This is a genomic window from Microbulbifer maximicatervae (SeqCode), assembly GCF_052467505.1.
Map to the genome: position 1 here is coordinate 4,079,028 of NZ_CP174313.1, position 24,796 is coordinate 4,103,823.

Consider the following 24,796-nt stretch of genomic DNA (forward strand, 5'->3'; position numbering starts at 1 on the left):
GGGATAAAGTCTGGATAATGCCAGCGACGATATTTTTAGTACGGTAATTCAATGCAAACCCCCACACTGTTCGCACTTTTGCTGCTCCTGATATTAGTGGCCTACGGCACTGGCTTTCGCCGTGCAGTGAACGCTGCTCGCAGTCTTGGCGGCGTTCGCAATCTGGCCGCCCTGCCCAGTTACTACGGATTACTCACCGCCCTTTGGTGTGGTTTGCCAGCACTGATATTACTCTGTGGCTGGTTGGTGTTTGACGATTCGATCATCCGTGCGATGGTCATGAATAGTATTGCCGATAAGCCGGAGAGCATCTCCGGGCAGAACCTTCTCTACGCGCAGATCCAGAATCTCGCGGCGGGCCACCTGATAGGGGAAAAGTCCCAGCAATTGCAGAGTGCTGCGGACTACCTCAGTCAGTTGCGTTCCAGCTCCAATAATTTACAGGCCTTCCTGAGTTTGGTGTTGGCCAGCGGCCTTGCCGCTTTTGCACTGCTGCGCTTTTCTCCGAAGCTGCGCGCTCGCGAAAAAGTTGAAAAAGTGCTGCGCACGGTGCTGATTGCCTGTGCCAGCGCTGCGATTCTAACCACTGTCGGAATTTTGCTATCGGTACTGTTTGAATCCCTGCGCTTCTTCCAGTCCGTGCCGGTGAGTGAATTCCTGTTTGGATTGCACTGGAGCCCACAGATGGCCCTGCGCGCAGACCAGGTGGGATCGAGCGGTGCTTTTGGTGCTGTCCCGCTGTTTACCGGAACCCTGATGGTGTCCGCGATCGCCATGTTTGTGGCGGTACCTGTGGGATTGATGGCGGCTATTTATCTGGCCGAGTACGCCAGTAAGCGCGTGCGTTCCCTGGCCAAGCCGGTACTCGAAATTCTCGCCGGTGTACCCACCGTGGTATACGGATTTTTTGCTGCCTTAACCGTTGCTCCATTTATTCGCGAGTTGGCCACCTCTATGGGCCTACAGGCCTCCAGTGAAAGCGCACTGGCTGCTGGCCTGGTGATGGGAATCATGATCATTCCCTTTGTTTCCTCTCTGTCCGATGACGTGATCAATGCGGTGCCCCAGTCTCTGCGCGATGGTGCCCTGGGCTTGGGGTCCACCCAGTCTGAGACGGTGCGCAAAGTTGTGATTCCTGCGGCACTACCCGGCATCGTCGGCGGTGTATTGTTGGCGGTTTCCCGCGCAATTGGTGAAACCATGATTGTGGTGATGGCCGCCGGACTCGCGGCAAACCTCACCGCCAACCCGCTTGAATCGGTCACGACTGTGACGGTGCAGATTGTGACTCTGTTGGTTGGCGACCAGGAATTTGACAGTCCAAAGACCCTCGCCGCTTTTGCTTTGGGCCTGATGTTGTTTATCTCCACTTTGGTGCTGAACTTTATTGCCTTGCACGTAGTGAAAAAATACCGGGAGCAGTATGACTGATCTTACTCAGGCGCAAGTTCGCGAGCGCATAGAGAAAAGCCTCGCCAGCCGTCACCGCAAAGAAAAGCTGTTTCGTGGGCTGGGTATTGGCAGTATCGCCTTTGGTGTACTCGCTGTACTGATTCTGTTCACTGACATTATCAGCAAAGGCAGTGGTGCCTTTGTGCAGACAGCTATCCAGCTGGAAGTGCACTACGACGAACAGGTTTTGGGCATCGATAAGGTCGATGATGAAAGTCTGACCTGGGCAAACTTCACCGGTGTTATTCGCCAGTCCCTGCGCGAGCGCTTTCCCACTGTGACTGGTCGCAGTGACAAGCGTGAACTCTACAGCCTGGTTTCCTCCGGAGCACCTTTTACCCTGCGCGATCGCTTAGCTGCGAATCCGGAACTGTTGGGTAAATCCGAGAAAGTCTGGCTGTCAGTCGATGACGATGTGGATACTTTCGTCAAAAGCCTGAAGGATTCCAAAGAGGGTTTCCGTGGTCGTACCTCGGACCAGAAGGCTGGTTGGATTGAGCAGCTGTTGGACAGCGGTGAACTGAAGAAGCGGTTCAATACCATCTTCTTTACTAATGGCGACTCCCGTGAACCAGAGCAGGCGGGCATCCGCGCAGCCTTGATGGGGTCCCTGTTTACCCTGTTGGTAACTCTGGCACTGTCATTTCCTATCGGTGTGGCGGCGGCGATTTACCTGGAAGAGTATGCACCCAAAAACCGTTGGACCGATTTGATTGAGGTGAATATCAATAACCTCGCGGCAGTGCCTTCTATTGTTTTCGGCCTTCTGGGCCTGGCGATATTTATTAATTTCTTTGAGTTGCCGCGTTCGGCACCTCTGGTAGGGGGCTTGGTACTGACACTGATGACCTTGCCCACGATTATTATTTCCAGCCGCGCGGCTTTGAAGGCGGTGCCACCCTCAATTCGCGAGGCGGCAATGGGTATGGGGGCTTCGCGTATGCAGGTGGTTTTCCACCATGTGCTGCCCCTGGCCATGCCGGGAATGTTGACTGGCGCGATTATCGGTATGGCCCAGGCCCTCGGTGAGACGGCGCCCCTATTGATGATTGGTATGGTCGCTTTTATTGTCGACGTACCTGCTGGGGTAACCGACCCGGCCACCGTGCTGCCTGTGCAGATTTTCCTGTGGGCAGACAGCCCGGAGCGCGCCTTTGTCGAGCGCACCTCCGCAGCCATTATGGTGTTGCTGAGTGTGCTGATTGTGATGAATACCAGCGCGGTATTGCTGCGCAAGAAACTTGAGCGCCGCTGGTAACAGAGCGCGGATTATCAGAAAGCGGGATATTATATGAGTACCATGACCCTGGATGCCGCCAGCCAAACTGATGCGGCGCAATCCGATGTTGCGGGTAGGCAAATGATGAATGATCGGGCTGATGTTAGAGAAACAGTTGGCCAACCCTTCTGTGACACCGCCAAGTTGCGTATGCGCAATGTGAATGTTTTCTATGGTGAAACCCAGGCGATCCACTCGGTCGGTCTCGATATCGGAAAAAATGAAGTGGTTGCCATGATCGGTCCCTCCGGCTGTGGTAAGTCGACGTTTTTGCGTTGCCTCAACCGCATGAATGACACTATTGAAGGTTGTCGCGTCGAGGGCGAGTTAAGTCTGGATGGTGACCCCATCTACGGCCCCAAAGTGGACGTGGTACCCCTGCGCGCCCGCGTCGGTATGGTATTCCAGAAACCAAACCCTTTTCCCAAGTCCATTTACGAGAATGTGGCCTACGGCCCAAAAATCCACGGCATTGCCAGCCGCCGTGCCGATCTGGATGAGATCGTAGAAAACAGCCTGCGCCGCGCCGGTCTGTGGAATGAGGTTAAAGATCGTTTGGATAAGCCGGGTACGGGTCTGTCCGGTGGTCAGCAGCAGCGCCTGTGTATCGCCCGCGCTATTGCGGTGAGCCCGGAAGTAATCCTAATGGATGAGCCCTGCTCTGCCCTGGACCCGATTGCAACGGCGCGAATCGAAGAGCTGATCGATGAGCTGCGCCAGAACTACACTATCGCAATCGTTACTCACTCGATGCAGCAGGCTGCGCGGGTGAGTCAGCGTACGGCTTACTTCCATTTGGGGCATTTGGTGGAAGTTAATGATACTGAAACGGTGTTCACCAACCCCGAGCACGAACTCACTGAAGCCTATATCACCGGCCGCTTCGGCTAAGGTTCCTGCTCGGAGGGAAAACTATGGAAATGCATTTCGATCAACATATCTCACGCCAATTTAATGAAGACCTGGAAAGCTTAAAGACAGAGATGCTGGAAATGGGCGGTATGGTCGCCCGCCAGGTTGCCGATGCGGTTGATGCCCTGGCCAATGCGGACAGTGAGCTGGCCGAGGAAGTGCTGCGTATTGAAGAAGTCATCGATAAAAGTGAGATGGCCCTGGATGAGCACGCCACGCTAATTATTGCCAAGCGCCAACCGGCCGCATCCGACCTCCGCATGGTGCTATCTGTCATTCGAATTGCCCGAGACCTGGAGCGCATTGGGGATGAGGCGAGCAAGATTGCCAAGATGGCCATAGCACTGACGGATGAAGGTACGTCGCCGCGCGGGTATACCGAAATCCGTCATATTGCCAATGCCGTGCGGAAAATGCTCAATGACGCCCTGGATGCCTATACTCGTTTCGATGTGCAGTCGGCTCTGCAAACTCTTGCTGAGGACCAGCAGGTTGATATGGACTACCGTACGGCCGTACGTGAGCTGGTGACTTACATGATGGAAGACCCGCGTAGTATTTCCCGGGTCATTAATGTGTTGTGGACCCTGCGCTCACTGGAGCGGATCGGTGACCATGCGAAGAATATTTGTGAGCAGGTTGTTTACTTGGTGGAAGGTGCTGATATCCGGCATGGGCACCAGGAAAATCTGCGCAAGTCCTAAAGGGCTTTGCTAATTTAAAAAGGTCGCCTAGCGCGGCCTTTTTTTTGTTGGAATCTAATTCTTAGTCGTCAGGTAGTACAGGGAATGAAATTTATCTTCGAAGTTCATCTACAAGATGGGTTTAAAGCTGAGGATTATGCCGATGCCTGGGTGCGTGCTTCCGAGATCATACAGCGCTCCCCGGGAGCGATGGGCACAGAACTTCATCGAAAAATTGATGACCCCAATGTGTTGATAGCCATTGCTAGCTGGCGATGTAAAAAAGATCGGGATGCTATGCAAACTGAACACAGTAAAAAAATTGATGAAATCATTGCCAGCGTGGCCCCTTTTGTAAAAATTAATCTAGTAGGGGAATTTTATGACCCGCAATGGGTCGTAAAAAATATAGAGGATTGATGTTAATCAGTTGAACCTGAATGAAGCCTGAATAAGTTTGCTTATTATAATTAAAATAAAATTTTTTATTTTAATGCTTTTAATAGATATGTTTGCGTTTCATGTATTACAGGTGATTACAGTTTTTATTTTTTGTTTTAAAAAAGTTATTCGTCGAAAAATAATATTCACTTTGCCGCAAATTTGACCTTAATTGCTTACCGTGTAATTTGCTGTTGTTGCGCACTTAAAAACTTTTGTTACAATCCGCAGCCCAATTTGGATCGCTACGTTAACGAAGGATTTATTCAATGAGATTCAAGCTTGCTGCTCTTCCCTTAATGCTTCTTGCCGCAACTGCTGGTGCCGAGGAGTATAATTCCATCACTACTTTGGATTATTCAAACCTGGATTTCGATGGAGCTGATGGCAATCAGTTTTCTGCTGAAACCACCTATTACTTCTCCGGTAAAGAGGCACTAGGTCCTCTAAAAGAGTTTGAATATATCAATAAGGCTAGCAATATATCTGCTGCTTACACTCACTACGATGTATCTAGCGAAGATTTAGATAACATTGCCATCGCAGGTGAATACTTCACTAGCTTTGGTCTGGTTTTAGGTGCGAGCCTAACTGAAACTGATGATGAAGGTGTTAATACAGCTTCTATCGGATACTTGTTTACTCCAAATTTCTTGGTAGAGCTGTCCCATACAGATTTTGATGGCACTGACGAGACTTTTGTTGAGCTTCGCTATAACCACCAATTGAGTGGTTCCGATTACATCGGTTTTGATTTTATCGCTGGCGATGATGCAGGTGTTTTTTCAACCAAGTACTTTGCTAACTTGGGTGGCGATCAATATGTGACCGCAGAATTTGCTTATGCCGATTATGACGATGGTGGCGACTACTGGCAGCTGGGTGCAGACTACTTCTTCTCCCAGAATACTTCTTTTGGTGCGAAGATTGACGAGAATGAAGATGTAAAAGTTGGATTCTCGCACTTCTTTAGCCGCAATGTTGCTGTTGAAGCTGGTTACAGCACTATGTTTGCAGATGGTCTGAATATCCGTAGCTTTGGTTTAAATACCTACGGTGTAGGTGGTAATGCAGATATTGATGTAGACAAGTTTGAGCTGGGTTTGACAGTTCAGCTGTAATTTGGCATAGAAAAGGGCTATCGTCGATAGCCCTTTTTGTGTCCATAGGTTTCTGAAAAAATAGGCAAATAAAATTTTTTGCTTAAAATTTAACCTTTGCCGGCTATCGCCTTAATTCTATTTTGAGCCATGGTGCCAATTTCCCCTCCAGCCCCGGCAGCCTCCTGATAGTGCTTGTAAGCACTTTGCTTATTTCCCTGCCTCTCATAGGTCTGGCCAAGGTAGTAGTGTGCGTAAGCGGTATCCAGATAGCGTAGTGATCTGGTTAGGTCGCCCTCTGCAGAGCTATAATTTTTTAATTGGATATTAGTGATTCCCCGCTTTAGCCAATACGAAAATAGCGCTGGATTCTTTTGAATGGCACTATCGTATGCCTTTCGGGCATTTTTATATTGTTTCTTTTGGCTGAGTAAATCTCCTTCTAGCGCAAAAAAGGCAGCTTCTTTGGGTTGCTGTTTTTGAGCTTTTCTCACCAGCTTTAGTGCAGAGTCAAACTTTTTATTATTGGCCGCGGCAACCGCATCGTCGTAATTCTTGTAAGCATCGGCATCGCGCTTTAATTGCGCTATGGCTTTTTGGTAGGCGGCCCGGTTGGTGATTCCCCCTTTGGGTAGAGATTGACTGTGCTTGATATTAGCGCTGACACGAGATTGGGAAGGGGGATGGCTGGCAAAGAGCGCTTCCAGTCCACCAGTTTGACGCCCCTCCGACAGTTCAACAAATTTTCTTTGCAGGCGTACGGCCCCCTGGGGATCATATCCCGCAGCGGCCATATATTTCATACCGTATTGATCTGAATCTAACTCATTGCCGCGACTGTAGCGGGCAATATAGGCGGAGCCCCCCAGTTGAGTCCCGGTGGCAATCAAGTCAGAGTAGCCAGAGTCCTGGGTGGCAGCTCCCACGATTGCCAGGCCTGCGCCCAATAATTGTTGTTGGGACATCGCAGTTGCGGAGTGGCGCGCAGCGGCGTGAACTATCTCATGGCTCAGTACGGCGGCGAGCTCAGCTTCGTCATCGAGTAACACCAGTAGGCCTCGATTGATGGCGATTTTGCCGCCGGGCAGGGCCCAGGCGTTGGGAACCGAGTTGTTCAGAACCACAAACTCGTAAGGTAGCTGGGGGCGGTCAGAGACCCGTGCCAGCTTTTGGCCAACCTGGCTGACGTAGTTTTGCAGGGCCGGATCAATGGTGTATTGGCCGCCCTGCTGTTGTTGGTTGGCAGTGTAGTGCTGTTGCCCCAGTTGAATTTCCTGCTGCGGAGATATCAGCGAAACCTGTTTCTCACCGGTGACTGGATTGACAACGCATCCTCCGAGAATCGTGGTCGTCCAAAACGCGACACATGCCGTAAGCGCTTGGGTACGCGAGATCATTGCCTCCCTCCCTGTATAATGTTGAGTCATTAGAATGGTTACTCATTGTACACAGTACAGGAACTGAGGTTTATGACGGCACTTCAAGTCATTGAGTTATTTGCGGGCAACAACCCCGAAGGTGAGCCTGTTGTGGAACGGCTACAGGTTCGTGTGAGCGAGGATGATAGCTGCCAACTGGTGCGATCCCCTGTCTTTATTAAGGGAATCGCCAGTGGGGATTACATTAAGGTCGATAAAGACACCCAGCAATTTGAGTTGGTAAAGCGCTCGGGCAATTTGGCGGTGCGTATTTTTTGTCGTGGCGATAGCACGGAGCTGTCTGATAAGTTGACCCCACAGCTGGAAAAGCTCGGGGGTGAGTTGGATCTCGAGGCACCGCGCGTATTGGTCTACAGCATTCATGTCAGCTGTGGATTCGATAAGATTGAGGAAATCCTCAACAGTGCCTGCGATGGGGCTAATAGCGTTTGGTATTACGGCAATGTTTATGACCCCAAAGATGGGCAGACACCGCTCAACTGGTGGCAGGACGTCCTAAAGCCAGAGTAAACATCCGCGATATATTTGGGTCAGCCACAATAGCTTGGTAGTGTGTGGTTGAGGCGATAGCGAAGCGAGAAGGCACCCGATGTTAATAGTTATTTCACCGGCGAAAACCCTGGACTATGAAAGTGATATTCCCTCACTGGAAACCACCCAGCCGGACTTTTTGAAAGAGTCAGCAGCCCTGATCAAAGAGCTGCGCGAACTGAGCCCGCAGCAGGTTTCCAGCTTGATGAAGATTTCAGATAAGTTGGGAGTCTTGAATTACGATCGCTTCCACACTTGGAAGCGCCCGTTTACCGATAACAACGCCCGCCCCGCCCTGCTCGCCTTTAAAGGTGATGTTTATACCGGATTGGAGGCGGAGACTATGGGTAAGCGGGACTTTGCCTATGCGCAAAAGCACTTACGTATGCTCTCTGGCCTGTATGGTTTGCTGCGCCCATTGGACTTGATGCAACCCTATCGCCTCGAGATGGGCACTAAATTTGAAAATGCCAAGGGTAAGAATCTCTATGAATTTTGGGGAGATAAGATTACCGAAGCATTGAATGCGCAGTTGCAGGGCGTGAAGAGTCGCGAGTTGGTAAACCTGGCATCCAATGAATATTTCAAATCAGTCAAAACCAAGCAGCTTGATGCTCAGGTGATCACCCCGCATTTTAAGGACCTGAAAAATGGTCAGTATAAGATGATTAGTTTCTTCGCTAAGAAAGCCAGAGGCATGATGAGTCGCTGGGCGATTGATCAGAGGGTGAAGAAGGCGGAAGAGCTGAAAGGGTTTGATGTGGCTGGTTACGGCTATAACCAGAAGATGTCCACTGAGTGGGATTGGGTATTTACCCGGGATGAGCCGCAGTGAGTAGTACAGAGTTGCCGGATGCGCCCTCCTGCGGGCGCAATCGCGAGCCGATTCTCCAACAACTGACTCGCCTGTTGGCTTCAAGTCGTAAAGTGCTTGAGGTTGGCAGTGGTACAGGTCAGCACGCAGTATATTTTGCTCCGCATTTACCGCATCTTGAATGGCAAACTTCAGAGCGATCGCAACAGCTGGAGGCAGTAAAGTCCTGGCTGGCGGAGGTACCCAGTAGCAACCTGCCGCAACCGCTAGCGCTCGATGTTGGTGATTCTTGGCCCGAGATTTCGGTTGATGCTATTTTCACTGCAAACACCTTGCATATTATGTCGGCTGAACTGGTGCAAAAGTTCTTTCTGCACAGTGCCGATGTTCTGGAGCTGGAAGGTTTGTTGATCGTTTATGGTCCGGTGAAAATTGCAGGAGAGTTTATTGGCCCTACTAATGCTGATTTTGACATTCAGTTGAAGGAGCGTGATCCCAAGCGGGGGATTCGCGATCTCGAATGGCTCGATCAGGTGGCGGAAAGTGCGGGGTTCTGTCGCGTAGAACTAAATTACCTGCCAGCCAATAACCAATTAATGGTCTGGCGGAAAAGTGATAATAAGGAGTAACTATGCCTGAGTGGTTGGAAATAGTGGTAATTGTGGCTTTTGCCATAGGAGCGGTATTCTTTTTTGCTAAATACCGAGAGACAGCGGCGGCACTGCATGAGAGCGAGCGCATGAAAGCCCGTTTGTCGAATGACTTGAATCGCTATCGCGATGTGCCCAAGCTGCGCGCTCTGCGAGATGCCCTCATCGGTGTTAAGGCCCTGCCTACCGACGATGAGGGCAATGAGCACCTACTGCTGCGCGATGGGGATTTGCAGTTGCACCATTTGGTTTTGCGCCGGGAAGCAAACGCTCTGGGTAAAGAAGGCACGGCCAGCTATATTAAAGACGGTAAAGAAGTAGAGCTGCAGGAACTGGAGTAATCGAAAGCCGCTTTAATTAGCGGCTTCAGAACTCAACCTGGATGCTGGCTTTTGAGCCAGCTTTGCTGGCGGAAAGTGAAGCGTGAAGAGACTGCCCTGCCCGGGCGTACTTTCTACACTCATTTCTCCATTGTGTCGCAGCAACACATGCTTAACGATCGCCAACCCGAGACCTGTGCCGCCACTGTCCCGTGAGCGGCCTGGATCAACTCGATAGAAGCGCTCAGTCAGGCGGGGAATATGGATCGAATCGATACCGATACCGTTGTCCTCTACGGAAAAGTGCCCGCCTTTGTCATCCTGCCACCAGCGCAATTGAATCTCGCCTTCTTCAGGAGTGTATTTCACGGCATTTAAAACTAAGTTGGCAAAAGCACTGTGTAATTCGCCGGGGTCTCCATTGAGGTAGCAATCCCCCTCGCAATCAACTTCGATATGATGATGTCGATCGCCACTGAAGCTGCGCGCTTCCTGGGCCACCCTCTCAATCAGTTCTGGCACTGCCACAGCCATATCCCCGCTTTTGCGCTCAGAGGTCTCCAAGCGAGCCAATAGCAGCAGGTCATTGACCAGCGTACTCATGCGGCCAGTCTGCTCCTCCATTTGAGCCAGGGGTTTCCTCCAGGGAGGTGGTGCCATATCACTGCTTTGCAGTGTTTCCAGGTAGCCGGCAATTACCGTGAGGGGGGTGCGCAGCTCATGGGAAACATTGGCGACAAAATCCCGACGCATCTGCTCGAGATTGTGTAAACGGGTGATGTCGCGAACAATGACCAATGCCTCATCTTTACCGTAGCGGGTGACTTCCAGCTGTAACATGCGGGCTTCATTGCCAGGTGCGGGCAGAGTGAGGGGTTCCCCGTTGTTGTCACTGTGCATATAGCTGACAAAGCCAGGGTCGCGGACAAAGTTGACTAATGACTGGCCGGAGTCACTGGCCTGTAACCCGAGCAGTTCACCGGCAGCAGGGTTCCACCAGGCCAGGTTATCGCCGTCTTCCAGGGCTACAATGCCCTCGCGCAGTGCGCTGGTACTGTCCTGTACCCGGCGCAACATCACATGCAGCTTCTGCTTCTCGCGGCGGTGGCGCCGCTGCATACGGTAAAAGTCGTCGTAGATTTCGCCCCAAATTCCAAAGGCGGTTGGGGCTGGGCCGCGTCTGCCGTTTGCCAGCCAGCGGTTGAAACGTTGCTGTTGCCACAGCACTGAGATTAGGTAGCTGGCCAATCCCGCAATCAGGGCGAGAGACCAGCTGCCGGAGGTGACACCGAGAATGGTGCACCCCAGGGCGATAATTACGAAACGCGAGAACTCGCCAATACTGCGATCCAACATAGAGTTGCCGTGTTGCCTGATAGATGGCGGCAGTGGCACAGCCTCTTCCGCCCACATTCAATACCTCATGGAACCAGGCCCGCACCCGTTAAGTGCGGAGGTTTGATTCTGCAGGGATCGGTACCGATCCAGAGAGGATTGTCACACTTTTTCTGCGGTTTGCACAGAAAACCGATACCCGGTGCCGCGAACTGTCTGGATATAGCGGTCGTGGCCATCAATGGCCAGGGCTTTGCGCAGACGGCGAATATGGACATCCACGGTGCGCTCCTCTACATAGACATTCCCACCCCATACATGATCGAGGAGTTGGGTGCGTGTATAGGCGCGCTCCTGGTGGGAGAGGAAGAAGGTAAGCAGGCGAAATTCTGTTGGCCCCATATCTACCGGCTGCCCTTTGATAGTGACCCGGTGACTCAGTGGGTCCAATATCAGTGCGCCGGCACTGAGCGGTTCTTCCGGGGTTGCCGGGCCCGCGCGGCGCAGTACGGCCTTTAAGCGTGCAACCAGCTCCCGGGGGGAGAAAGGCTTGGTGATGTAATCGTCGGCCCCGGTCTCTAACCCTTTGATTTTATTGTCTTCTTCACCTTTTGCCGTGAGCATGATGATTGGCAACGAGGTGGTGAGTTCATCGCGCTTGAGGCGCCTTGCCAGCTCTACCCCGGAAACATCCGGCAGCATCCAGTCGAGCAGCACTAAGTCTGGCTTCTCGTCGATAATCAGGGCGTGAGCTTCCTGGGCGTTTTCCGCCTCAAGGCAGCGGTAATCTGCCATTTCCAGTGCGACCCGCAGCATATCGCGCACTGCGGATTCGTCATCGACAATCAGGATCGTTTTACTGTGCATTTGCCTGCCATACCCGCTCTGTTGTCAGGGTTTCCCCAGTTATGGCCGAGGATTAAACGGGATTTATATGACAAATATATGACGCTCCACTTCTGGGGCCCACTCATCTTTCAATTCAGCAGAAAATGCAGCGATATGCCAGCGAAAATGGCAAACCCTACCCAATTATTGTTGATAAAAGCCTGAAAACAGCCCTCTCGCCCTCGGTCCCGAATCAGCCACTGCTGATAAACGAATAAACTGCAAACCGGCAATAGCGCCAAGTAGTAAAAAATACCGAGTGAGAACCTTGATCCAATAAGCAGCAGGGCTATTAGAACTAAAAGTTGTAAGGTTCCGGTGATGACCTTGTCCATCTCCCCAAACAAAATGGCGGTGGACTTAACGCCGATCTGAAGATCGTCATCGCGGTCCACCATCGCATAGAAAGTGTCATAGCACAGGGTCCAAACCAGGTTGGCGGTATAGAGCAACCAGGCCTCTGCTGGTACTTCTCCGGTAACCGCTGCGAAAGACATGGGGATTCCCATACTAAAGGCGGCGCCCAGGACCATCTGGGGTAGGTGTGTGTGGCGCTTCGCAAAGGGATAGCCGAATGCCAGAGCCAGAGCTAAAAACGAGAGGAGAATCGTGAGTCTGTTGGTGGTGAGTACCAGTAGGAAGGCGGCAGCGCTGAGCCCGGCGAAAAGCGCCAATGCAGACTTTGGAGTCAGTGCGCCGGTGGCCAGGGGACGCTCTGCGGTGCGTTTTACATGGGCGTCAATTTTGCGATCGGCAAAGTCATTGACTGCACAGCCAGCCGCTCGCATCAGGATCACACCGAGTGTAAATACGATAAACAAGTGAAAGCCCGGCCACCCCTCAGCGGCTAGCCATAGTGCGCACCAAGTGGGCCAGAGTAACAGCAGTGAACCTATGGGCTTGTCCATCCTCGCCAATTGCCAGTAGGGCAGCGCGGTGGGCCAGCGTTGTGCGATCTGTTGGCTGATCACAGTGAATCCTCAGTTGCGATAGTTTTGGCTGATTCTTGCGCTATGGGGTCACCTGTCGGTGTGAAGTTGGGAAGAAAAGCCTCTGACACCAGTAAAGGCTTGTCCCGCAGCCAGAATACCGAGCGGCGACCCCAGACTTCAGAATCCTTTTCCCCAAGTTCACGATCGGCGCAGCCAGGGGATTTCTGCAGCAAATTTAGGGTGATCTCCCCCCTGCGAATGCCCGGCTCACTAAACAGCAACTCCCCCAGCGGGCGGGTATCCAGGCTGCGCAGATTGCGAGATTTTCCTTGCAGGCTGCGCTCGGGTAAAACGCTGCGGGCATACACCCAGGGCTGTCCGCAACCGTAGAGCAAAACTTCCCGAATCAGGGCCCGGTTACCATTGTGCAATCCCAGTACAAGGCATTCTTCAGGGCGGGGTGTCTGCCAACCCTGATACAGCACGCGAACATAAAAGTCCCCGTCACTTTGCTGCTTGAGAGCGGCGGTGAGTGATCCGGAATAGGTCAGCCAGGGCACCAGATTTCTGGGTGGTTGCTGCTGGGTTTCAAGAGGCAAACTCTGCCAATCGCCAGAGGGCACAAATGGTGATTGGTGCAACGATAACTCCGCAGTCTGGATAAAGGCCCCATTGTATCCCGGCCGGTGCAGCAGGTCTCTCCCTGTTGCATTTTTGCTCCCCAGCACGGCAATGGATATAGTGCTCACTGCAATGAAAACAACGATTCATAAAGAGAAGCTTGTTATGGGGCTTACTACCAAAATCTTAGTGGGGATGTTTGCGGGCATTACCGTTGGGGGGTTAATCAACTCCTTGAATGAGACCCAGCTGCTCGGTGCTGGCGTGAACAGTGCTATTAATCTTTACCTGACCGAAGGCCTGTTCGATGTTATCGGCCGTATCTTTATCGCGTCACTAAAGTTGATGGTGGTACCTTTGGTTCTGGTCTCGCTGATCAGTGGCGCCTGTGCCCTATCGGAAGGCAGCCGAATTGGGCCGCTGGCGGGTAAAACCGTCCTGCTTTATATGGCGACAACGGCCATTGCCATTACTCTGGCACTGTGTCTGGCATTAATCTTCCAGCCTGGAGTTGGTGTTAATGAAGCTGCAGCTGAAGCCGCTTCAACATTTGTGCCGAAGGAGTCCCCACCTCTTTCAGAGGTACTGGTCAATATATTCCCGACCAACCCTGTTGCCGCTATGGCTGAGGGAAATATGCTGCAGATTATCGTTTTTGCCCTGTTGATGGGCTATGCGATCTCTCGTTGCGGGGAGCCGGGTCAACGTATTGCCGCTTTCTTTAATGACCTCAATACCGTTGTTTTGCGCATGGTCGGTGTACTGATGGTTTTTGCCCCCTATGGCGTTTTTGCGTTGCTGGCGAAAACCTTTGCCGGTCTTGGGTTAGGAGGCTTGATACAACTCGGAAAGTATTTCCTGGTCGTGGTCTGTGCCCTGCTTCTGCATGCATTGGGTACTTACTCGGTGATTCTGAAGCTGCTGAGTGGGCTCAATCCCCTAGAGCTACTGAAGAAAATGTGGTCGACCATGTTATTTGCCTTCAGTACCGCTTCCTCTGCTGCCACTATCCCGGTGACTTTGTCGACGGTAGAGAAGCGCCTGGGTGTGGATAATAAAATTGCTGCATTCACAGTTCCCCTAGGTGCGACTATCAATATGGATGGCACCGCGATTATGCAGGGTGTGGCTACGGTCTTTATTGCCCAGTTCTTTGGAATTGAGATCGGCCTGACCGGCTTTCTGACGGTGATCCTGACAGCAACTCTGGCGTCTATTGGTACTGCTGGGGTGCCCGGCGTCGGCCTGATTATGTTGGGTATGGTATTGCAGCAGGTGGGTCTGCCACTCGAGGGGATTGCCATTGTGATCGGCGTAGACCGCCTGCTGGATATGGTGCGCACGGCGGTCAATATTACCGGTGATGCGGTAGTAAGTAGTGTGGTGGCGAAGAGTGAAGGTGCGCTGGACGAAGAGACTTACTACGATGCCAATTACAAAAGTGTCAGCATTAACGACAACAACACAGTAGGAGCCCACTAGGGCGCTTTCCTCAAGCCTCGGCAAATCGGGGCTTGTTCTGTAACCAGCGTTTAATCAACTGTTGTCGCATGCCCTCTGTCAATTGAGGGGAAATAGCAATTTTTTGCACTTGCGGCAGCAGCTCAGCATCTCTCTGCAAGTCTGCGATACGGTGCTGGATCTCCCCTGTCTGGCGGGTGCCGAGGATTTCCCCGGGACCTCGCAGACGCAGGTCTTCCTCTGCAATAGCAAAACCATCACTGTGTTGACGCAGCGCTTGCAAGCGGGCGCGGCCATTCTGCGATAGCGGTGTGCCGTACAGCAGCACGCAGTGGCTGGCGATGGAGCCGCGCCCGACCCTGCCGCGCAACTGGTGCAATTGGGCCAGGCCCAGGCGTTCGGGGTTTTCGATAATCATCAGGCTGGCATTGGGAACGTCGACGCCCACTTCAATGACCGTGGTGGCCACCAGCAAATCCACTTCCCCGGCCTTGAAGGCGCTCATCACCTGCTCTTTTTGCTCTGGCTTCAGGCGGCCGTGTACCAAGGCTACGCGAACGCCTTCGAGCATTTCGGCGAGCTCTTCGGCGGTCGATTCTGCCGCCTGGGCCTGCAGGCTTTCCGACTCCTCGATAAGGGTGCAAACCCAGTAGGCCTGGCGGCCCTCGGCGATAGCGCTTTGCACCCGTTCCATAACCTGGTCCCGCCGATCATTGGCAATGGCAACGGTGTTGATGGGTTGTCGCCCCGGCGGCAGCTCATCGATGATTGAGCAATCCAGGTCAGCGAAGGCGGACATCGCCAGGGTCCTGGGAATCGGTGTAGCGGTCATAATCAGCTGGTGGGGTTGCAGCCTGCCGGTAGCTCCACTTGCCGCCCCTTTCTCACGCAGCTCCAGACGTTGCTGTACGCCAAAGCGGTGTTGCTCATCGATAATCACTAACACCAGGTTGTGGAAAGCCACCTCCTCCTGAAAAAGTGCGTGGGTGCCCACCACTAACTGGGCATCGCCACTGGCGATCTTGCTCAGCTGCTTACGCCGCTCGGCAGCCTTTAAGCTGCCCGTTAGCTGAGCAACTTCAATACCCAAAGGTTCCAGCCAATTACAAAAATTGATCCGGTGCTGCTCTGCCAGGATTTCTGTCGGTGCCATGACTGCTACTTGAGCACCGGTCCCAATGCCTTTGAGGGCAGCCATAGCGGCGACCAGGGTCTTTCCCGCGCCCACATCTCCTTGCAATAAGCGCATCATCGGGGTTTGCTGAGCCAGATCCTCAGCGATTTCCTCGCAAACTCTCTGCTGTGCGCCGGTGAGGGAAAATGGCAGACGCGATAAAAAGTCTCGCTCCAGGGATCGGTTAACGGACAGAGGTGGTGCCGCTACCCTAGCGCTATTGCGTCTCAACTCCAGCAGACTCAGATGGTGTGCCAGTAACTCTTCCAGGGCCAGACGCTGCTGGGCGGGGTGAGTACCTGCTGCCAGTTGATCTAGCTGGGTGCCAGCCGGAGGGGCGTGCAAATAAAGCAAGGCGTCTCTGAGGGGGTAGCGCAGAGATTTGGGTAACAGCTCTGCCGGCAAGAACTCGGTAACAGCGCCGTTTTTCAGTAGAACCAGTGCCTGTTCCACCAATCCTCGCATACGGGCCTGGCTCACACCTTCTGTTAGCGGGTAAACCGGCGTAAGGGTATCTGCGGTCTCCGCGTTTTCGATACCGACGATTTCCGTTTCCGGGTGGTAGAGCTCCAGGCCGTTGGCACCGCGACGGGCCTCCCCAAAGCAGCGTATTCGGGTTCCTCGGGCAAAGCGGCTTTTCTGTGCGGCGGAAAAATGAAAAAAGCGCAGGGTTAAGGTGCCGCTGCCATCCTGTAATCTGACCACCAGGCTGCGACGGCGGCCGAATACGACATCGGCGGCACTGACCTCCCCTTCGATTACCACATCCATACCAGCGGTGAGGCCGGCAATAGGCACCACCCGGGTGCGGTCCTGGTAGCGTAGGGGCAAGTGGAAAACCAAATCCTGTAGGGAGTTGATATGGAGTTTGCCCAACACCTGGGCAAATTTATCCCCCACGCCTTTGAGGGTGGTAACGGGCAGCTCGGCCAGGTTGTTATCTATCCCACGGTCAGGTGACACTGGCTGATGGCCTCTCGCAGTATGTCGATTGCGCGGTGTCGGGGGAAGCTTGCCCGCCAGGCCAGTGCTACGGTGCGGCGTGGGCCCGGTGCGGTAAAGGGGCGGGTCTCCAACAGGCCACTGGCATACTGTGATGCGGTGGCGGCTGAGAGTGGCAATACGGTAATTCCAAGCCCTGAGGCCACCATATGGCGGAGTGTTTCCAGTGAGCTGCCATCGGCCGCTGTGCGTATGCTGCCGCCGCCCGCTTCTTTTTCCATGGTTAGTTGCAGGTGCGGACAAGCTTCCAGTACCTGATCACGGAAGCAGTGGCCTTCACCCAGCAGAAGCACATTGTCTTCAGTGAGTTGATCCGGGGAGATAACCTCCTGCTTTGTAAGTGGGTGCCCCGCGGGCATCAATACAACAAATGGCTCGTCGTACAGGGGTTGGGTGACAACGTCGGGCTCGGTAAAGGGAAGCGCAATAATGATGGCATCCAGTTCGCCCTTGCGTAGCCTCTGTCTCAGCGTGGCGGTATATCCCTCCTCAACATAGAGTGGCATTTCTGGTGCTAAATGCTGTAGTTGGGGAATAAAGTGTGGGAACAGGTAGGGCCCAATAGTAAAGATGGCGCCAACTGACAGGGGGCTCGCCAGCTGGTCCTTGCCGGCGCTGGCAATGTCTTTGATAGCTGCTGATTGTTCCAGAACCAGCTGGGCCTGGGCGACAATTCTCTCGCCCAATGGTGTTGCCTGCACTCGAGTTTTTGAGCGCTCAAACAGAGCGACACCGAGCTCTTTCTCCAGTTTCTTTACTGCGATAGAGAGTGTCGGTTGGCTGACGTAACAGCGCTCGGCGGCACGGCCAAAATGCTGTTCCTGGGCGAGAGTTACGATATAGCGCAGTTCATTGAGAGTCATGGTCGAGGCAATTAGATGGCCATTAGTAATAGTAATTATTCATAAATAATCGCCGCTGGCCAATACCCTGTCTCAATCTGTAAGCTGAGAGCGAATATTGGGAAAATTTACTAGTTTTGGGAATTCAGGTGGGATTGAGGCGCAAAATTTTGCTATATCTGTAAGGGGCACACCGAACGGAGATACGTCATGGGAGTTCTGTCCTGGGTCATTCTCGGGTTGATTGCCGGCGCTTTGGCAAAGTGGATTATGCCCGGGAGAGATCCTGGTGGTTGGATAGTCACTATGGTCATCGGCATTGTCGGTGCCTTTATTGGAGGCTGGCTGGGTGCCCTGATTGGGTTCGGTGGTCCAGTGACTGGTTTCGGAATTGGCGACATAATAACGGCTACGATTGGTGCGATAATTTTTCTTGCGATCTATCGCATGTTCAAAAGGCGTGGCAACTAGTCCGCCTTTGGGGAGAGCCTCGGCGGCGAACTATAAGCATTCCGAATTTGAATTTGCCCAAATGACCCCAGCACCTTAGGACTGAATAGCACTGAATCAAGGGAATAAGGTGAGCAGCAAAGATTGTTCACCGGGAACTATATGACACAACAAGAAAAGCTTTGGATCCTTGGGTGTGGTGACCTCGGGGCGAGACTGGCACTGCATATAGACCGAAAGCAATACGCGGTTTATGGAATGCGGCGCAATCCCCTGGTAGCTCTGGCGAGTAAGCGCCGGGCAGATGTGGTGAATTGGCGCCGGGGGGATGCCACTAAGAAAGAAGATATTGAACGCTTGTTGTCTACGGGGGCGGATGTCATTCTCGCGACATTTACCCCCACTGAGCACACACCAACCGGCTATCACCGCGCCTATGTGGAAACGGCAAAGGCAGTCGCTGAAGTTGTTCCGCACCTTCCATCCCCACCGCGCTTGGTTATTTGGGTTTCATCTACTCGTGTTTATGGCCAAAGCGGTGACGACTTTATCGATGAGCAAACCTTACCCCTGCCCAGTGGTTTTCAGGGAGATAGTTTGCTGGCAGCTGAAGAGATCATTCGCAACGCAATTCCCAACAGTTGCATTGTGCGCTTTGCGGGAATTTATGGGCCTGGTCGAGATCGCTTGTTGTCGCAGGTTCGCGCTGGTCGCTGCGCTCCTCCCCAGCCACCGCAATATAGCAATCGCATCCATGTCGATGATTGTATTGGTTTTTTATTGCACCTTATTGAAAGGCACAAACAGGGGTGGGTCCCGGAGCCCCTTTATATAGGCGCCGATAGCCAGCCTGTGCCGATGTACGAGCTGCAACAGTGGTTGGTAAAAGCGATGGGATATACCAGTGCCCACCTGCGCGAGATTGTGCAAACGAGCGAGCGCCGCTCGAAAAAGCTCAGCAATCAGTTGATGCTGTCCAGTGGTTACGAATTGAAATATCCAGATTACAAGGTGGGCTATAGCGCTCTGTTGGAGTCGGAGGGCTGAGCTGCCCTCCTCAATTATTGCCACAGCATCGGCGAGAACTTCTTGCCTCAGGTCACCATAATCGCTTCGGCTTCAAAAAGGGCTCCCCGCGGCAACTCCTTGACGACGACGGTTGCCCTGGCGGGATAAGGCTCTTCGAAAAACTCTGCCATTATCTCATTTACAGCGGCAAAGTTGCTGCTGTCGGTAATGTAGAGATTGAGTTTCACAATATGCTGAAGCGATCCGTCAGAGGCCTCACAGACTGCGCTGAGGTTGCGAAAGACCTGGTGGACTTCATCGCTAAAACCTCCGCTAATCATCTGTTGTGTCTCTGGGTCCAGAGCGATTTGTCCCGACAGGTAAACAGTATTATCCACTTTTACTGCCTGGGAATAGGTACCAGCTGCGGCGGGTGCCCGGTCGGTTTTAATAACGGCTCGATTGGGCATGGGGTACTCCATTACTTATCAATATTGTTGAAAAGGAAGACCTATACGGAACTTCCGATTAATCCCTTACTTATTTGCGGGGCTTTCAGAAGTCGGTTAAATATATCGCGCTTTGAAGCCTAATGGCAGTTCCCAATGGGATTCCCTTGTGTTCCTCAAGGGCGGGCGATGCGTATGACAGAAGGGAGGTTGCGCAGGCGCTTCATAACCCGAGCCAAATGTACACGGCCACTGACTTCCAGGGTCAGGGAGATCACGCTGTTGTGAGCATCCTTCTCATCCACATTGATCTGCTCGATGCTGGCGCCCTCTTCCGTAATACGAGTAGCCAGTCGGGCAATAATCCCTCTCTCTGACTCGACTTCTACCCGCACATCACCGAGGAACTCTCCTGTCACATCCGGTGACCAGTTCACCAGCATGATGTTTTCTGGGTGCTCGCGAAAATCACCGGTATTGCGGCAGGTGTCGCGGTGTACTACTACGCCTTTGCCCGAGCTGATATGGCCGATAATGGCATCCCCGGGAATAGGACGGCAACAGCGAGCGAAGCTGATCATCATGCCCTCTTGGGCATCGATCGTTAAGGGAGAAGAGATATTGCTGGCTTCAGTCTCTTCACTGGTGACGGGCGCGAGTAATTTAGCGGCAGAGAAGGCCACTTTACTGCCCATACCTATCTCTTCCAGCAGCTTGTCCAAAGTTGCGCATTTCGCCTCTTTGAGGCCCGCTTCTAATTGCTCTGGCGATAGCGCGTCTAGGCTCGTGTCGAACTTACTGAGTGCTTTTTCCAGCAGGCGCCGGCCCAGGGTAATGGAATCGTGGTGACGCTGGTGCTTGAGGAAGTGACGGATAGCACTGCGCGCTTTGGCGGTTACTACAAAATTGAGCCAGTTAGGGTTTGGCTGTGCAGTTTTGCGCGTGAGAATCTCGACTTTTTGCCCGCTTTCCAGAGGTTGGGACAAAGGGGCCAGGCGCTGATTGATACGCACGGCAACACAGGAGTTGCCGATATCCGTGTGTACGGAATAGGCGAAGTCCACGGCAGTGGCTCCTGCGGGGAGGTCAACGATCTGCCCTTTAGGGGTAAAGACGTAAACTTCATCCGGGAACAGGTCAATTTTTACGTTTTCAATAAACTCTAACGAGTCGCCGGCGCGCTGCTGCATCTCCAGCAGTCCCTGGACCCAGCGCCGTGCGCGCACCTGGCTGGTGCCACCGGTATTGATCACCTCATCGCCGGAGGCTTTGTACAGCCAGTGGGCGGCAATGCCACTGTTGGCCATTTCATCCATTTCCTTGGTGCGGACCTGAACTTCAATGGGCACCCCGTGCATACCCAGCAGCACTGTGTGCAGTGACTGGTAGCCATTGGATTTGGGGATAGCGACGTAATCTTTAAACTCGGAGATTACCGGTTTGTACAGGCTGTGCATAACACCGAGAACCCGGTAACAGGTATCCACACTGTCCACAATGATGCGGAAAGCGTAGACATCCATTATCTCCTTGAAGGACTTCTTCTTGGCGCGCATCTTTTGGTAGATGCTAAATAGGTGCTTTTCCCGACCAATCACCAGAGAGCTGATGCCCTCCCGCTGCAAGCGCAGTTCTATAGCATTCTGAATCTGTTCCAGCAGCTCTTTGCGATTGCCGCGGGCGGCGACCAGGGCGGCGCGCAAGCGGCTGGCACGTAGTGGGTAGATGGCAAAAAAAGCGCGATCCTCGAACTCGATACGAACGTCGTTCATACCCAGTCGGTGGGCGATGGGTGCGTAGATCTCCAGCGTCTCGCGGGCAATACGGGCACGCTTCTGCGGTTTCAGTGCACCAAGAGTGCGCATATTGTGCAGGCGGTCGGCCAGTTTGACCAGAATCACGCGGATATCGCGGGCCATGGCTAGCGCCATCTTCTGGAAGTTTTCCGCCTGCTTTTCTGCAGGGCTGTCGGTCTCGAACTGGGTTAGTTTGGAGACCCCATCGACCAGGTCGGCAACCTCTCCACCAAACTGCTCGGCCAAAGCTGCCTTGGGGATACCCGTATCCTCGATCACATCGTGCAACATGGCTGCCGCCAAGCTCTCGTGATCCATATGCATGCCCGCGAGAATAGTGGCAACTGCCAGCGGGTGGGTGACATAGGGCTCGCCGGAACGGCGCTGCTGACCATCGTGAGCCTGCTCCGCGTAAAAATAGGCGCGGCGGACGATTTGGATCTGGTCGGGGGGAAGGTATGAGGAGAGGCGGTGGGCCAAACTATCTATGGTGTGCAATGCCGCGCGTGCCTCTCGTAAAACTCAAAAAGTACCCAGTAAGAGACCTGATCAGACTTGCTGATCTGTTAGGTAGTTGGGAGCAACGATAGGAGCAGGTGCCTCTTCGCGTTCCGGCTCGTCGAGGATGGCGGCATCCACCAGGCCCTCTTCGATTTCGCGCAGGGCAATTACCGTGGGCTTATCGTTTTCTTCGGGAACCAATGGATCCCTGCCGCCTGTAGCGATCTGACGGGCGCGTTTGCTGCCGACGATAACGAGCTCGAAGCGGTTGTCCACATGCTCAAGGCAATCTTCAACGGTAATACGTGCCATAAACTTTCGTTTCCATTTGCTGTGCCCGAAGGCAAATTCTGTACAGGGGACCGGCTATTTTACCGGACCGGGAAATGTATGCAATTCGATCAATTGGTTCAGTGGCGCAACAGTGCCTGAAGTAGGTCGCCGTGGCGCAGTTGCTGCAGCTCTAAGCGCTGTCGCTGGGCAATGATAATCGCACGCAGCTCTGTTAACGCTTGGTCGAAGTTATCGTTGATTACCAGGTAATCTGCGGCGACATAATGGGTCATTTCGTCGATGGCCTGGTCCATACGGCGATCAATGACTGTTTGATCGTCCTGACCGCGTCCGGTGAGGCGTTCGCGCAGGGCTTCTTGGGACGGAGGCAAAATAAAAATACCCACTGCATCAGGGCGCAGGCGATGAACCTGTTCGGCCCCCTGCCAATCGATTTCCAGGATTACATCGCGACCACTGGCAAGAGTCTCTTCGATCTCAGCTTTGGCGGTGCCGTAATAATTATCGCCGTAAACTTGGGCGTGCTCAAAAAAAGCATCACGCTCCAACATTGCCAAAAATTCTTCTCGCTCGACAAAGTGATAGTCAACGCCGTGAGTTTCGCCTGGGCGCATGGCACGAGTGGTATGGGAAACCGATACGGTAACCTGGCTGTCGCTGTCTACCAGCGCTTTGACCAAGCTGGTTTTTCCTGCACCGGAGGGAGCGGAGACGGTGTAGAGGGTTCCTGTTTGCACAACTGATCCTGTTCGCGAGCAAAGAGCCCATTATAACCGAAGCTTGCGTCTGGAGATGAAAGAGTGTCATGAAGGGACAAGGCTAGCCCCCGACCGGAGTGGGGGTATCTGTTGGGAGATTCAGGGCGCGTTACCACCTGCGCGCCTGGGCCCGGCCGGGATAGCCTCGCGGGAGTTTCTCAATCACCGCCAACCACCTGTGATTAAGGGGATCTCCCTGTTGTTAATCGCTAACGAAAGTGACTCTATCCTCTTTGCGCCGGGTTGCCAACCACCACCATACCAAAGAGCTTGCGAGCAAGTAGGATATGAAGAGTGGTACATATGTATTGTTTAGTAGCGGAATAGCGCAGATGAGTGCTGCGAGTCTCAAAGTTTCGAGGCGCCCTGAAATAGGATTACCGTCCAGTATCCTTCCATTAATTGCCAGGCAAATAATCAAGGCAATAACCGAGCCCATAAGTTGCCAGAAACTCAATACGCTGGTGAACCAGAGGAGAGATAAGGTTGTGGCGGTGTAACAGAGGTGTTGTGCGAATGCGTAGTTGCGCAAACCAGGGCTAATTTCAGGGTTGAAACGTTTAAAGTTTGTCAGATCGGTAGAGGCTACTGGCATGGATTTTTCTACATCTGCGGGCCTGTAGCCGGTGGGGCGGAACCAAAGAGTGCACTTGTCCCACCAGCTTTTCGTGTGCCAGGCATCAATGGTCATGCGCTTTAAGTGTTGTAAATTGGCTGCTACAGGATCAAAGGTATTCAGGGGTTTACGCACACCGTAAAGACAGGGCTCAGATTCGAGTTCCTGCTGGTAGGTGCCAAATAAGCGATCCCAAAGTATTAATATCCCTCCGTAGTTCTTATCTACGTAGACAGCGTTCTGGGCGTGGTGTACGCGGTGATTCGAGGGGGTAATGACAAACCACTCCAACCAGCGGATCTTTGGTATTTTTTGTGTGTGAACCCAAAACTGGTAAATAAGATCAATTGCGCCGGCGACAATAACAGTTTCTGCCGGCAGGCCAATCAATAGAAGCGGTAGATAAAATATCCAATCCAGCTGTACCCCCCCCGAAGACTGGCGCAATGCGGTGCTCAGGTTGTAGTCCTCACTCTGGTGGTGTACCAGGTGTTCTGCCCAAAAGATGTTTACCTCGTGACAGATACGGTGCTTCCAGTAGTAGCAGAAGTCGTATGCGAGAACCGCCAGGGCCAGGTGCCAGACATTGTCGATAGACCAGTTGAAACCAACCCATTGATAGTAGGGTTGTAGCAACGTAAACAGCGGGATATAGATAACGAGGAATAAGCTTTTATAGGTAAGCCCGATAATACGATTGAGAATCCCCGTGCTGAGATTGCCAATAGTGTCATTCAGCCTGTAGAGCCCCCAGCCTTTCCAGCGATCCAGGGCGAACTCCATAAGAATGGCAGTCAGAAAAAATGGAATGGAGAAAGTAAGCAGGTCCACAGAAACCCCATATTTTTATTATTAGATAGCGTATCTATCGAACTCTGCCACACGGCTACTGGGCCGCATATGCCAGTGAAGCATGGATTCTGAAATCAGTCAGTATTCGCTGAAGGGATTTTGACGTAATTAACTTTCAGGTTTACAAAAGTGGTGCCTGATTGGCACTAATCAAAAGATTGGCAAGAGCATGCGATACGTCGAATTGGTACCATGG

25 protein-coding genes are annotated in these 24,796 nt (G+C 52.8%); 13 read left to right on the forward strand and 12 right to left on the reverse strand.

The features are described from left to right. Positions 1–51: 51 nt before the first annotated feature. The 6 genes from pstC to ACJJIN_RS17960 all read left to right on the forward strand — a co-directional run bounded on the left by pstC (position 52) and on the right by ACJJIN_RS17960 (position 5,888). Positions 52–1,431, forward strand: a complete 1,380-nt coding sequence (gene pstC, locus ACJJIN_RS17935) for a phosphate ABC transporter permease subunit PstC (protein ID WP_444895644.1) — start codon at positions 52–54, stop codon at positions 1,429–1,431. Beyond that, the gene (gene pstA, locus ACJJIN_RS17940; protein WP_282930609.1) at positions 1,424–2,710 is read left to right on the forward strand and encodes a phosphate ABC transporter permease PstA; all 1,287 of its coding nucleotides are present in this window, start codon (positions 1,424–1,426) and stop codon (positions 2,708–2,710) included. Before pstC ends, pstA begins: the two co-directional genes overlap by 8 nt. A gap of 102 nt (positions 2,711–2,812) precedes the next feature. Further along, positions 2,813–3,622 carry a phosphate ABC transporter ATP-binding protein PstB gene (pstB, locus tag ACJJIN_RS17945; RefSeq protein WP_282934617.1) on the forward strand — a complete coding sequence of 270 codons (810 nt, stop codon included), beginning with the start codon at positions 2,813–2,815 and terminating at the stop codon, positions 3,620–3,622. A 23-nt stretch (positions 3,623–3,645) separates the two neighbouring features. Further along, a complete protein-coding gene (gene phoU, locus ACJJIN_RS17950; RefSeq protein WP_282930610.1) occupies positions 3,646–4,347 on the forward strand; it encodes a phosphate signaling complex protein PhoU in 702 nt (233 codons plus the stop codon). 84 nt (positions 4,348–4,431) lie between these two features. After that, complete coding sequence (locus ACJJIN_RS17955) at positions 4,432–4,746, forward strand: antibiotic biosynthesis monooxygenase family protein (protein WP_444895645.1); 315 nt, start codon at positions 4,432–4,434, stop codon at positions 4,744–4,746. A gap of 290 nt (positions 4,747–5,036) precedes the next feature. Continuing rightward, a complete protein-coding gene (locus tag ACJJIN_RS17960) occupies positions 5,037–5,888 on the forward strand; it encodes a putative porin (protein WP_444895646.1) in 852 nt (283 codons plus the stop codon). A gap of 89 nt (positions 5,889–5,977) precedes the next feature. Here the strand turns inward: ACJJIN_RS17960 and ACJJIN_RS17965 are convergent, their stop codons facing one another. After that, complete coding sequence (locus ACJJIN_RS17965) at positions 5,978–7,264, reverse strand: M48 family metalloprotease (RefSeq protein WP_444895647.1); 1,287 nt, start codon at positions 7,262–7,264, stop codon at positions 5,978–5,980. A 72-nt stretch (positions 7,265–7,336) separates the two neighbouring features. On the opposite strand from ACJJIN_RS17965, the gene ACJJIN_RS17970 reads away from it, so the two are divergent. The 4 genes from ACJJIN_RS17970 (at position 7,337) to ACJJIN_RS17985 (ending at position 9,642) form a co-directional block, all read left to right on the forward strand. Beyond that, positions 7,337–7,816 carry a DUF4265 domain-containing protein gene (locus ACJJIN_RS17970; RefSeq protein ID WP_108735048.1) on the forward strand — a complete coding sequence of 160 codons (480 nt, stop codon included), beginning with the start codon at positions 7,337–7,339 and terminating at the stop codon, positions 7,814–7,816. A gap of 79 nt (positions 7,817–7,895) precedes the next feature. Beyond that, entirely contained in the window at positions 7,896–8,672 is a 777-nt protein-coding gene (gene yaaA, locus ACJJIN_RS17975) for a peroxide stress protein YaaA (RefSeq protein WP_444895648.1), read from the forward strand. Then, positions 8,669–9,280 (forward strand): DUF938 domain-containing protein, encoded by a 612-nt coding sequence (locus ACJJIN_RS17980; RefSeq protein ID WP_444895649.1) that lies wholly within the window; start codon positions 8,669–8,671, stop codon positions 9,278–9,280. Before yaaA ends, ACJJIN_RS17980 begins: the two co-directional genes overlap by 4 nt. Before the next feature lie 2 nt (positions 9,281–9,282). Then, a complete protein-coding gene (locus ACJJIN_RS17985; protein WP_444895650.1) occupies positions 9,283–9,642 on the forward strand; it encodes a hypothetical protein in 360 nt (119 codons plus the stop codon). A gap of 12 nt (positions 9,643–9,654) precedes the next feature. Here ACJJIN_RS17985 and phoR read toward each other — a convergent pair whose 3' ends face one another. From phoR to ACJJIN_RS18005, 4 genes are all read right to left on the reverse strand, one after another. Further along, positions 9,655–11,034: a phosphate regulon sensor histidine kinase PhoR gene (gene phoR, locus ACJJIN_RS17990; RefSeq protein ID WP_444895651.1), complete on the reverse strand. Its 1,380-nt coding sequence runs from the start codon at positions 11,032–11,034 to the stop codon at positions 9,655–9,657. An 84-nt stretch (positions 11,035–11,118) separates the two neighbouring features. Then, positions 11,119–11,823 carry a phosphate regulon transcriptional regulator PhoB gene (gene phoB / locus ACJJIN_RS17995; protein WP_108735044.1) on the reverse strand — a complete coding sequence of 235 codons (705 nt, stop codon included), beginning with the start codon at positions 11,821–11,823 and terminating at the stop codon, positions 11,119–11,121. Between the two features lie 110 nt (positions 11,824–11,933). After that, positions 11,934–12,815, reverse strand: a complete 882-nt coding sequence (gene ubiA, locus ACJJIN_RS18000) for a 4-hydroxybenzoate octaprenyltransferase (RefSeq protein WP_444895652.1) — start codon at positions 12,813–12,815, stop codon at positions 11,934–11,936. After that, positions 12,812–13,525 (reverse strand): chorismate--pyruvate lyase family protein, encoded by a 714-nt coding sequence (locus ACJJIN_RS18005; protein WP_444895653.1) that lies wholly within the window; start codon positions 13,523–13,525, stop codon positions 12,812–12,814. The genes ubiA and ACJJIN_RS18005 overlap by 4 nt, the downstream gene beginning before the upstream one ends. A 37-nt stretch (positions 13,526–13,562) precedes the next feature. Here ACJJIN_RS18005 and ACJJIN_RS18010 point away from each other — a divergent pair, with 37 nt between their 5' ends. Next, a complete protein-coding gene (locus ACJJIN_RS18010) occupies positions 13,563–14,879 on the forward strand; it encodes a dicarboxylate/amino acid:cation symporter (RefSeq protein ID WP_413665904.1) in 1,317 nt (438 codons plus the stop codon). A 10-nt stretch (positions 14,880–14,889) separates the two neighbouring features. Here the strand turns inward: ACJJIN_RS18010 and recG are convergent, their stop codons facing one another. Both recG and ACJJIN_RS18020 read right to left on the reverse strand, forming a co-directional pair. Next, positions 14,890–16,995, reverse strand: a complete 2,106-nt coding sequence (gene recG / locus ACJJIN_RS18015) for an ATP-dependent DNA helicase RecG (RefSeq protein ID WP_444895654.1) — start codon at positions 16,993–16,995, stop codon at positions 14,890–14,892. Next, the gene (locus ACJJIN_RS18020; RefSeq protein ID WP_282930624.1) at positions 16,974–17,897 is read right to left on the reverse strand and encodes a hydrogen peroxide-inducible genes activator; all 924 of its coding nucleotides are present in this window, start codon (positions 17,895–17,897) and stop codon (positions 16,974–16,976) included. Before ACJJIN_RS18020 ends, recG begins: the two co-directional genes overlap by 22 nt. Positions 17,898–18,086: 189 nt before the next feature. Here ACJJIN_RS18020 and ACJJIN_RS18025 point away from each other — a divergent pair, with 189 nt between their 5' ends. Continuing rightward, the gene (locus tag ACJJIN_RS18025) at positions 18,087–18,347 is read left to right on the forward strand and encodes a GlsB/YeaQ/YmgE family stress response membrane protein (protein WP_108735039.1); all 261 of its coding nucleotides are present in this window, start codon (positions 18,087–18,089) and stop codon (positions 18,345–18,347) included. Between the two features lie 141 nt (positions 18,348–18,488). Further along, a complete protein-coding gene (locus ACJJIN_RS18030) occupies positions 18,489–19,373 on the forward strand; it encodes a sugar nucleotide-binding protein (protein ID WP_282930625.1) in 885 nt (294 codons plus the stop codon). 47 nt (positions 19,374–19,420) lie between these two features. On the opposite strand, the gene ACJJIN_RS18035 is transcribed toward ACJJIN_RS18030, so the two are convergent. The 5 genes from ACJJIN_RS18035 to ACJJIN_RS18055 all read right to left on the reverse strand — a co-directional run bounded on the left by ACJJIN_RS18035 (position 19,421) and on the right by ACJJIN_RS18055 (position 24,579). Beyond that, entirely contained in the window at positions 19,421–19,804 is a 384-nt protein-coding gene (locus tag ACJJIN_RS18035) for a Rid family detoxifying hydrolase (RefSeq protein ID WP_282930626.1), read from the reverse strand. Between the two features lie 155 nt (positions 19,805–19,959). Continuing rightward, positions 19,960–22,077, reverse strand: a complete 2,118-nt coding sequence (gene spoT / locus ACJJIN_RS18040) for a bifunctional GTP diphosphokinase/guanosine-3',5'-bis pyrophosphate 3'-pyrophosphohydrolase (protein ID WP_282930627.1) — start codon at positions 22,075–22,077, stop codon at positions 19,960–19,962. Positions 22,078–22,128: 51 nt separating this feature from the next. Next, positions 22,129–22,392 carry a DNA-directed RNA polymerase subunit omega gene (rpoZ, locus tag ACJJIN_RS18045; RefSeq protein ID WP_413663830.1) on the reverse strand — a complete coding sequence of 88 codons (264 nt, stop codon included), beginning with the start codon at positions 22,390–22,392 and terminating at the stop codon, positions 22,129–22,131. 98 nt (positions 22,393–22,490) lie between these two features. Then, entirely contained in the window at positions 22,491–23,111 is a 621-nt protein-coding gene (gmk, locus tag ACJJIN_RS18050) for a guanylate kinase (protein WP_444895655.1), read from the reverse strand. 223 nt (positions 23,112–23,334) lie between these two features. Then, complete coding sequence (locus ACJJIN_RS18055; RefSeq protein WP_444895656.1) at positions 23,335–24,579, reverse strand: sterol desaturase family protein; 1,245 nt, start codon at positions 24,577–24,579, stop codon at positions 23,335–23,337. Between the last annotated feature and the right edge of the window lie 217 nt (positions 24,580–24,796).